This window comes from Sulfurimonas sp. (assembly GCF_032250635.1).
Taxonomy (GTDB): domain Bacteria; phylum Campylobacterota; class Campylobacteria; order Campylobacterales; family Sulfurimonadaceae; genus Sulfurimonas.
Map to the genome: position 1 here is coordinate 1 of NZ_JAVVFL010000081.1, position 9,022 is coordinate 9,022.

General features: G+C 35.8%; 11 protein-coding genes. All 11 read left to right on the forward strand.

Annotated features, from left to right (window positions below; all coding sequences use genetic code 11):
• A partial coding sequence (locus RQ763_RS06205; protein ID WP_314151802.1) for a MarR family EPS-associated transcriptional regulator occupies positions 1-322 on the forward strand: 322 nt, incomplete at its 5' end.
• Positions 319-1,506 (forward strand): UDP-N-acetylglucosamine 4,6-dehydratase, encoded by a 1,188-nt coding sequence (locus RQ763_RS06210; RefSeq protein ID WP_314151803.1) that lies wholly within the window; start codon positions 319-321, stop codon positions 1,504-1,506. The genes RQ763_RS06205 and RQ763_RS06210, both read left to right, overlap by 4 nt.
• Entirely contained in the window at positions 1,506-2,642 is a 1,137-nt protein-coding gene (locus RQ763_RS06215; protein WP_314151804.1) for a LegC family aminotransferase, read from the forward strand. The genes RQ763_RS06210 and RQ763_RS06215 overlap by 1 nt, the downstream gene beginning before the upstream one ends.
• 2 nt (positions 2,643-2,644) lie before the next feature.
• Positions 2,645-3,979, forward strand: a complete 1,335-nt coding sequence (locus tag RQ763_RS06220; protein ID WP_314151805.1) for an RNA-binding domain-containing protein — start codon at positions 2,645-2,647, stop codon at positions 3,977-3,979.
• Positions 3,972-4,550 carry a NeuD/PglB/VioB family sugar acetyltransferase gene (locus RQ763_RS06225; RefSeq protein ID WP_314151807.1) on the forward strand — a complete coding sequence of 193 codons (579 nt, stop codon included), beginning with the start codon at positions 3,972-3,974 and terminating at the stop codon, positions 4,548-4,550. The genes RQ763_RS06220 and RQ763_RS06225 overlap by 8 nt, the downstream gene beginning before the upstream one ends.
• A complete protein-coding gene (gene neuB, locus RQ763_RS06230; RefSeq protein ID WP_314151808.1) occupies positions 4,547-5,545 on the forward strand; it encodes an N-acetylneuraminate synthase in 999 nt (332 codons plus the stop codon). Before RQ763_RS06225 ends, neuB begins: the two co-directional genes overlap by 4 nt.
• The gene (locus tag RQ763_RS06235) at positions 5,542-6,429 is read left to right on the forward strand and encodes an ORF6N domain-containing protein (RefSeq protein ID WP_314151809.1); all 888 of its coding nucleotides are present in this window, start codon (positions 5,542-5,544) and stop codon (positions 6,427-6,429) included. The genes neuB and RQ763_RS06235 overlap by 4 nt, the downstream gene beginning before the upstream one ends.
• On the forward strand, positions 6,426-7,592 hold the full coding sequence (gene neuC / locus RQ763_RS06240) for a UDP-N-acetylglucosamine 2-epimerase (protein WP_314151810.1): 1,167 nt from the start codon (positions 6,426-6,428) through the stop codon (positions 7,590-7,592). The genes RQ763_RS06235 and neuC overlap by 4 nt, the downstream gene beginning before the upstream one ends.
• Positions 7,589-7,906, forward strand: a complete 318-nt coding sequence (locus tag RQ763_RS06245; RefSeq protein ID WP_314151811.1) for a DUF1016 N-terminal domain-containing protein — start codon at positions 7,589-7,591, stop codon at positions 7,904-7,906. Before neuC ends, RQ763_RS06245 begins: the two co-directional genes overlap by 4 nt.
• 16 nt (positions 7,907-7,922) lie before the next feature.
• On the forward strand, positions 7,923-8,495 hold the full coding sequence (locus RQ763_RS06250) for an ORF6N domain-containing protein (RefSeq protein ID WP_314151812.1): 573 nt from the start codon (positions 7,923-7,925) through the stop codon (positions 8,493-8,495).
• The coding region (locus tag RQ763_RS06255) for a CBS domain-containing protein (RefSeq protein WP_314151813.1) at positions 8,492-9,022 on the forward strand (531 nt) is incomplete at its 3' end. The genes RQ763_RS06250 and RQ763_RS06255, both read left to right, overlap by 4 nt.

Consider the following 9,022-nt stretch of genomic DNA (forward strand, 5'->3'; position numbering starts at 1 on the left):
TGAAGAGTTAGAACTTTCTATTTTGCGAAGCTTGAACAAAGTAACTACACAGAAAACTTTGGCTGATGAGCTGGGTTATAGCGTGGGCAAAATCAACTATGTCATAAAAGCACTTGGCGCAAAAGGGCTTCTTAAAGTAGAGAATTTTTACAACAACCAAAACAAAAAACAGTACCGCTACCTTCTGACTCCAAAAGGGTTGGAGGAAAAAATCACACTTACGCAAAAGTTTATAGAGCGAAAAAAAGAGGAGTATGAAACCTTGCAGACTGAACTAGAGATGATGAAAAGCCACGATTTTAATATCGGGATAAACAGATGAAAACATTAAAATTAATAGGCAGAGAAAAAGAGCTTTTTTTAGATGATATACATAACCACGAAAAGAAGCTCTCTAGCATTGTGTCAAGCTCTTCTTTTTTAGTTATAGGCGGAGCCGGTTCTATCGGTCAGGCAGTCACAAAAGAGATATTTAAACGTCATCCGAAAAAACTACATGTAGTTGATATTTCCGAAAACAACATGGTTGAACTTGTCCGTGACATAAGAAGCAGTTTTGGCTATATAGACGGTGATTTTCAAACGTTTGCACTTGATATCGGCTCAGTTGAGTACGATGCCTTTATAAAAGCTGATGGCAAGTATGACTATGTCTTAAACCTCTCTGCCCTTAAACATGTAAGAAGCGAGAAGGACCCTTTTACCCTTATGCGCATGTGTGATGTAAATATTTTCAACACCGATAAAACACTTGCACAATCAATTGAAAACGGAGTTAAAAAATACTTCTGCGTAAGCACAGACAAAGCAGCAAATCCAGTAAACATGATGGGAGCAAGCAAGCGAATTATGGAGATGTTTGTTATGCGTAAGTCAAAACAAATCAATGTCTCTATGGCTAGATTTGCAAATGTTGCTTTTAGCGACGGGAGTCTTCTTCACGGGTTTAACCAACGAATAGAAAAAAATCAGCCCATCGTAGCACCAAACGATATAAAAAGATACTTCGTAACCCCTCAGGAGTCAGGTGAGCTTTGCCTTATGTCTTGTATATTTGGAGAGAATCGCGATATATTTTTTCCAAAACTAAGCGAAGATTTGCATCTGATAACTTTTGCGGATATAGCAGTTAAGTATCTCAAAGAAAAAGGGTATGAGCCATATCTTTGCAAGAATGAAGACGAAGCAAGAGAGCTCTCAAAAACTTTGCCTGCAGAGGGGAAATGGCCTTGCCTTTTCAGTGCAAGCGACACAACCGGAGAGAAAGATTTCGAAGAGTTTTTTACCGATAAAGAGACGCTTGATATGAGTAGATTTGAGAATTTAGGCATTATAAAAAATGAAGCAATCTTTGATGAAGAACTTCTAAATGAGTTTAGAGATAAAATAAGCAGCATGAAAACAGACAGAGAGTGGACAAAAGAGCAGATAGTTGAGCTGTTTTTTAAAATGATTCCTGACTTTGGGCATAAAGAGACGGGTAAATATCTTGATGGGAAGATGTAATGCAAGAAATAGTTAATTTTATAAAACAAACATTTAAAACTCAAGAGTTTATTCCTCTTCATGAACCGCGATTTGTAGGCAATGAAAAAAAATACCTAAATGAGTGTATTGACAGCACTTTCGTCTCTTCCGTTGGCAAGTTTGTAGATGAGTTTGAGAAGAAAATTGCAGAGTTCACAGGTGCGAAGTATGCAGTTGCGACCACAAACGGAACTTCTGCACTTCATATATCGCTTCTTTTAGCAGGCGTAGAAAAAGATGATGAAGTTATAACACAACCGCTGACATTTATAGCTACTTGCAATGCCATAAGCTACACTGGAGCAACTTCGGTTTTTGTGGATGTCGATTTGGATACTATGGGTTTAAGCCCAAAATCGCTCAAAGAGTTTTTAAGTGCAAATTGTGAGATTGTAAATAGCAGATGTAGAAATAAAACCAGCGGTAAAACCATAAAAGCTTGTGTTCCGATGCATACCTTTGGGCATCCGTGCAGAATCGATGAGATAAAAGAGATTTGTGACGCTTGGCATATAGCACTGGTTGAAGATGCAGCCGAGAGTTTAGGAAGCTACTATAAAGAGAGACACACCGGAACATTTGGACTACTTGGAGCAATCAGCTTTAACGGAAATAAAATCATCACTTCGGGCGGCGGCGGATGCATAATCACAAATGATGAAGTTTTGGCAAAAAAAGCAAAACACATCACAACAACCGCCAAAATTCCTCACAGATGGGAATACTCTCACGATATGGTAGGCTACAACTACAGACTTCCAAATATCAATGCGGCACTTTTGGTAGCACAACTCGAACAACTTGAGAATTTTTTGCAAAACAAAAGAGTTTTAGCAGATGAGTATAGAGAATTTTTCAAAAATCAACATGTAGAGTTTGTCACAGAACCAAAGGGCAGCAGATCAAACTATTGGCTCAATGCGATTATTTTAAAAGATAGAAAACAAAGAGACGAGTTTTTAGAGTTTTCAAACAACAACGGCGTTATGACAAGACCTATCTGGACGCTGATGAACAGGCTTGAGATGTTTAAAGAGTGCCAATGCGGTAATTTGACAAATGCAACTTATCTTGAAGAGAGAGTTGTAAATATTCCAAGCAGTGTGAGAGCGTAAACATGCAAGAATCCCAAACTATAGAGTTTAAGCGGATATGGAAAGATGAATATCTTAAAACCATTTGTGCATTTGCAAATAGTGAGGGCGGGAGCTTGTATATCGGTATTGATGATAGCGGTGAAGTGATTGGAGTAAACGAGATTAGAAAACTTGTGGAGATACTGCCAAACAAGATAAACAACCGGCTGGGACTTATCGTAGATGTTCTTTTAAAACAAAAAGAAAATAAAGAGTATATAGAGATAGTAATTCAAAAAACTTATGCACCAGTTTCATTCAACGGCAAATTTTATCAAAGAAGTGGAAGTAATACTATAGAGCTAAATAGCGGAAACCTTACAAATTTTTTACTCAAAAAAACCGGTAAAACTTGGGATGATATCGCTGAAGAAAAATTTACACTAGAAGAGATAGATCTAAAAACTATAGAAAAATTCAAGCATCTCGCAAAAGACCGTGTGCCAAATATTCAAAATGAAACAGATACTGAGCAACTTTTAAGAAAGCTCAATCTCTATGATGGTGAGCATCTCAAAAGAGCAGCGATTTTGCTTTTCGCAAAAGACCCTCAAAAATATTATATACAATCCCACTCTAAAATAGGTAGATTTTTAAGTGAAACAGATATTCAAAGTAGTGATATAATTGATGGTAATTTAGTAGAGCAAGTAGATAAAATCATGGATGTACTAAGGCTCAAATATCTTAAGGCGTATATATCTTACGAGGGGATGCATAGAAGAGAAAAGCTAGAGTACCCTTATGAAGCCCTAAGAGAAGCGGTAATCAATGCACTCATTCATAGAGACTATACTAATACCTCAAACTTACAAATAAAAGTATTTGATGAGAAATTAGTGATGTACAATGGTGCAACACTAAGCAGTGAAGTACCGATAGAGAAGTTTGACAAACCACATCAATCAAAACCATTTAATCCTACTATGGCAGGTGTGTTTTATAAATGTGGGTTTATTGAAAACTGGGGAAGAGGAACGACAAGTATTATTAACCAATGTGTGGAATATGGTTTGCCAAAGCCTACTTTCGAATATGAATGGACAGCGGTGGTAACAACTTTTTATAAAACCCCCCAAGAAACCCCCCAAGAAACCCCCCAAGAAACCCCCCAAGAAACCCCCCAAGAAAACACAAAAGAGAGAGTATTGTCTCTTTTAAGGGAAAATGAAAAATATACGATGAAAGAGATTGCAATAATGTTAGATAAAAATATTGACACTATCAAAGGACATATCTCAAATCTCAAAAAAGATGGCAAACTAAAAAGAGTTGGCAGTACTAAATCAGGATATTGGAAGGTAATAAATGAATAAAGAGTATATCCTCTTAATCGGTGGCGGCGGGCACTGCAAAGCGGTTATAGATGTGATTGAGACCCAAAACAGATACGAGATAGTCGGCATTGTAGATAAAAAAGAGTTGATAGGACAAAATATTTTAGGCTATAAAATTATCGGCTGTGATGATGATTTAGAAGATCTGTTTACTACGTATAAAAATGCAGTAATAACTGTTGGGCAAATAAAATCAAACGAGGCTAGAGTTAAATTATTTGATAAGTTAAAGTCTGTGGGTTTCAATCTGCCCGCTATCATCTCTCCGATTGCCTATGTCTCGAAACATGCACATGTTGATGAAGGCACTGTTGTTATGCACCATGCTTTAGTAAATTCAAATGCAAAAATAGGGAAAAATTGTATCATTAATACAAAAGCTCTGATTGAACATGACGCCGTTGTAGAGGATAACTGCCATATCTCAACCGGTGCTGTTGTAAACGGCGGTGTTGTCGTCAAAAAAGATACCTTCTACGGAAGCAATGCGACTTCAAAAGAGTATATTGAAGTAAGCGGATTTATAAAAGCCGGGAGCGTGGCAAAATGAACAAAGTATTTATAATTGCAGAAGCAGGAGTGAATCATAACGGAAGCGTTGAGCTGGCTAAAAAACTCATAGACGCAGCGGTTGAGGCTGGAGCTGATGCCGTTAAATTTCAAACTTTCAAAGCTGAAAAATTGGTAAGTAAAAACGCAGCTAAGGCAGAGTACCAAAAGCAGACAACCGATAAAACTGAGTCGCAGTTTGATATGATAAAAAAGCTTGAGCTTGATGAGGCAACCCATCACGAGCTGATGAGCTACTGCAAGAGTAAAAATATAATGTTTCTCTCTACACCGTTTGACCACGACAGCATAGAGCTTTTAAACACTTTAGGGCTTGAGATTTTTAAAATACCAAGCGGTGAGATAACAAACCTTCCTTACCTCAGACAGATAGGAAAGTTAAGTAAAAAAGTGATTCTCTCAACGGGCATGGCAGACATCGGCGAGATAGAAGATGCTCTTGATGTTCTCATAAAAGCAGGAACAAAAAAAGAGAATATTACGGTTTTACATGCAAATACTATGTACCCGACACCGATGGAGGATGTGAACCTAAAAGCTATGGTTACTATAGGAAAAACTTTTGATGTATCTTACGGCTACAGCGACCACACTTTAGGTATAGAAGTCGATATCGCTGCAGTTGCATTGGGAGCTAGTTGTATAGAAAAACACTTCACACTCGATAAGACCATGGAAGGGCCTGATCATAAAGCTAGCTTAGAACCAGATGAGCTAAAAGCAATGGTAAAAGCTATACGAAATATTGAACTCGCACTTGGAAGCAGTGTTAAAAAACCAAGCAAGAGCGAGATACCAAATATGCAGATTGCCAGAAAGTCGATTGTCGCAGCTTGTGAAATAAAAAAAGGCGAACTGCTTAGTGAAGATAAGCTAGCCATTAAAAGACCAGGCAATGGGATAAGCCCAATGCGGTGGGATGAAATAGTTGGAACTATTGCAACAAAAGATTATCAAGAAGATGAGTTGATATGAATGAATTAACTATTGTTGACAATCATAACATACAAGATAAAATCTACACCATAAGAGGTGTGCAAGTGATGGTAGATAGAGACTTAGCTGGGCTGTATGGAGTAGAAACTAGAGTGCTAAATCAAGCAGTCAAAAGAAACATCGAAAGATTTCCTGAAGAATTTATGTTTCAGATGACAAAAGAAGAACTTGAAAATTGGATGTCACAAATTGTGATATCCAATAAAGAAGCAATGGGCTTGAGAAAATTACCATTTGTATTTACCGAACAGGGTGTTTCAATGTTAAGTGCTGTACTTAAAAGTGCTACTGCTGTTCAAACAAGTATTCAAATAATCAAAAGTTTTGTCAATATGAGAAGATTTTTACAAAATAATGCTTCTATTTTCCAAAAAATAGAATCAATAGAAAAAAGACAAATATCATATGAAATAAAAAATGACACAAAAGTAGATGCTATCTTAAATGCTATAGAAGAAAAAGGCGCACCTCAAAAACAACATATATTTTTTGATGGACAAATATTCGATGCATATCTTTTCGTAAGCGATATTATAAAATCTGCTAAAAAATCTATAAAACTTATAGATAATTATGTGGATGAGACTACTCTAATATTGTTTACAAAAAGAAACATAAGCGTAAGTGCAAAAATATATACACAAACTATCTCTAAGCAGCTAAATTTAGATTTGCAAAAACACAATGCCCAATATCCGAAAATAGATATAGAAAAGTTTGATTTATCACATGATAGGTTTTTGATAATTGATGAAAAAGAGATATATCACTTTGGAGCAAGTTTGAAAGATTTGGGCAAAAAGTGGTTTGCAGTATCAAAGATGGACAGTAATTCATTTGAGATAATAGGGAAGTTAAAATGAAACGAAAAGTTTGTGTAGTAACGGGAACTCGTGCTGAGTATGGTTTGCTTTATTGGCTGATGAAAGAGATAGCAACTGACAAAGATTTAGAACTTCAGATTATAGTTACAGGTATGCATCTAAGCCCAGAATTTGGCTTAACCTATAAAGAGATAGAAAAAGAGTTTAAGATTGACAAAAAAGTAGAGATGCTTCTATCCTCGGACACCTCAGTAGGAATCTCAAAATCTATGGGGCTGGCTCAGATAGGTTTTGCTGAGGCTTATGAAGAGTTAAAGCCTGATATACTCATAGTTCTTGGAGACAGATATGAGATATTTTCTGCTGCAAGTGCCGCTATGATAGCTCGTATTCCTATTGCCCATCTTCACGGCGGAGAGACAACTGAGGGCGCATTTGATGAGTCGATTCGCCACAGTATTACCAAAATGAGCCACTTGCATTTTACAGCGACAGAAGAGTATAAAAACAGAGTTATCCAACTTGGAGAACATCCTAGCATGGTTTTTAATGTAGGCGGAATGGGAATAGAAAATATTAAAAGACTGAAACTACTTTCCCGTGAAAAATTTGAAAAATCAATCAACTTTAAACTAAATAAAAAAAATATCTTGGTTACTTTTCATCCTGTAACTTTAGAAAGCTCAACAGCTAAAAAACAGTTTGAAGAACTACTATCTGCTATAGATGAACTGCAAGACACAAACATCATTTTTACAAAAGCAAACAGCGATACGGATGGAAGAATAATCAATCAAATGATAGATGCGTATGTAACTGAAAACTTTCATAAAGCTGTAGTATTTACTTCACTTGGACAGTTGCGATATTTGAGTGCTTTGCAATTTGTAGATGCAATGGTGGGCAATAGTTCTAGTGGACTTGCTGAAACGCCTAGTTTTAAAATAGGTACTATAAACATCGGTGATAGACAAAAAGGACGGATAAAAGCTGAGAGTGTAATAGACTGTAATCCAAATAAAGAGAGCATACAAGTGGCATGTGGAAAGCTTTACTCGAAAGAGTTTCAAGCATCGCTAAAAACCGTGAAAAATCCATACGGTGATGGATGTGCGAGTGCTAAAATTCTTGAAGAGATAAAAAAAGTTGATTTAGCCGGTATTTTAAAAAAATCATTTTTTGATATAAAGTTTTCATTATGAAATATATAAATAATAGTGAATTTAATATTTTTCTAAAAGAGATAAAACAAAAAATTTATAGTGCTAAAACAAAAGCTATATTGTCAGCTAATAAGCTGATGATAGAACTATATTTTGATATTGGTAAAGAGATAGTAGCAAAACAAACATTATTAGGTTGGGGCAAATCAGTTGTAGAACAGATGTCAAAAGATTTGATAGATGAGTTTGGTGCTTTTGAAAGAAATACGATAGTTATGAGTCAAAATATGACAGATAAAACTAACACAAGTCGTGTGACAAATATCCAACAGCTTGTTGGAGAAATTCATTAAAATGAAAGAGGTAGATATGAGCATTATTAAATTTGAAATGATAGAAAATAAACTAATAAAATATTATGATCAGCTTGTAATTATAGATAGTGACATAGCAGAACTTTATGGAGTGGAAACTAGAGAGATAAATCAAGCTGTAGGAAACAATCCCGATAAATTTCCTGATGGGTATATTCTAGAGCTTACAAAAGAAGAGAAGCTAGAGGTCATCAAAAATTTTGACCACCTTTCAAAACTAAAGTATTCACCGCATCTTCCAAAGGTTTTCACTGAAAAAGGTTTATATATGTTAGCTACTATCATTAAAAGTGAGATAGCTACTGAAACTACCTTAAACATAATAAAAACTTTTGCCAAAGTAAAAGAGCTATCAAGAAATATAAATGGCATCATGAAAACTACAGACGAGACTTTGCAGCAAGAACTAGCTCAAAAATCAAATAAAATACTTGAAGAAATTATTGAGATAGAGTCTGATATCCTAAGTGATGATGAAGATGGCGAGGTGGTAGAAACTACCACGAAATTTGAATTTAATCTAGGCTTTGCCAAAGTTAGTAAAAGTATAAAAAAGATTAAAAAATGAAAAACATCCAAAACATAAAACTAAATAGAAACTCCACGATAAGAGAAGCATTGAAAATCATAGACGGTGGCGCTATGCAAATAGCTTTAGTAGTGGAAGATAACGATAAGCTCATTGGAACTATAACCGATGGAGATATAAGAAGAGGATTGTTAAAAGGGCTTGATTTAGACAGCTCTGTTGAGAGTATCATCTTTAGGACTCCTACTATTGCTACAATTAGCGATACTAAAGAAGAGATCCTAAAAATTGCACTTGTTAAGAAACTGCATCAGATTCCGATAGTAGACGAAAATGGAAAAATTGTAGGTATTCAAGAGATAGAAGAGCTTATAAAACCGAAAGAAAAAACAAACAAAGTAGTTCTTATGGTAGGAGGGCTTGGTTCAAGACTTCGACCACTTACCGACAATACTCCAAAACCGATGCTAAAAGTAGGCAACAAACCTATACTTCAAACCATTGTGGAGAAGTTCGCAGAGTATGGATATGCCAACATAGTGATGTGTGTCAACTATAAGTCACAT

What these genes read in the sequence shown, in the direction of transcription:
- RQ763_RS06225 (WP_314151807.1), top strand. Translation starts at nt 3,972, where the DNA reads ATGAATAAAGAGTATATCCTCTTAATCGGTGGCGGCGGGCACTGCAAA.
- RQ763_RS06210 (WP_314151803.1), top strand. Translation starts at nt 319, where the DNA reads ATGAAAACATTAAAATTAATAGGCAGAGAAAAAGAGCTTTTTTTAGAT.
- neuC (WP_314151810.1), top strand. Translation starts at nt 6,426, where the DNA reads ATGAAACGAAAAGTTTGTGTAGTAACGGGAACTCGTGCTGAGTATGGT.
- RQ763_RS06250 (WP_314151812.1), top strand. Translation starts at nt 7,923, where the DNA reads ATGAGCATTATTAAATTTGAAATGATAGAAAATAAACTAATAAAATAT.
- RQ763_RS06220 (WP_314151805.1), top strand. Translation starts at nt 2,645, where the DNA reads ATGCAAGAATCCCAAACTATAGAGTTTAAGCGGATATGGAAAGATGAA.
- RQ763_RS06215 (WP_314151804.1), top strand. Translation starts at nt 1,506, where the DNA reads ATGCAAGAAATAGTTAATTTTATAAAACAAACATTTAAAACTCAAGAG.
- neuB (WP_314151808.1), top strand. Translation starts at nt 4,547, where the DNA reads ATGAACAAAGTATTTATAATTGCAGAAGCAGGAGTGAATCATAACGGA.
- RQ763_RS06245 (WP_314151811.1), top strand. Translation starts at nt 7,589, where the DNA reads ATGAAATATATAAATAATAGTGAATTTAATATTTTTCTAAAAGAGATA.
- RQ763_RS06235 (WP_314151809.1), top strand. Translation starts at nt 5,542, where the DNA reads ATGAATGAATTAACTATTGTTGACAATCATAACATACAAGATAAAATC.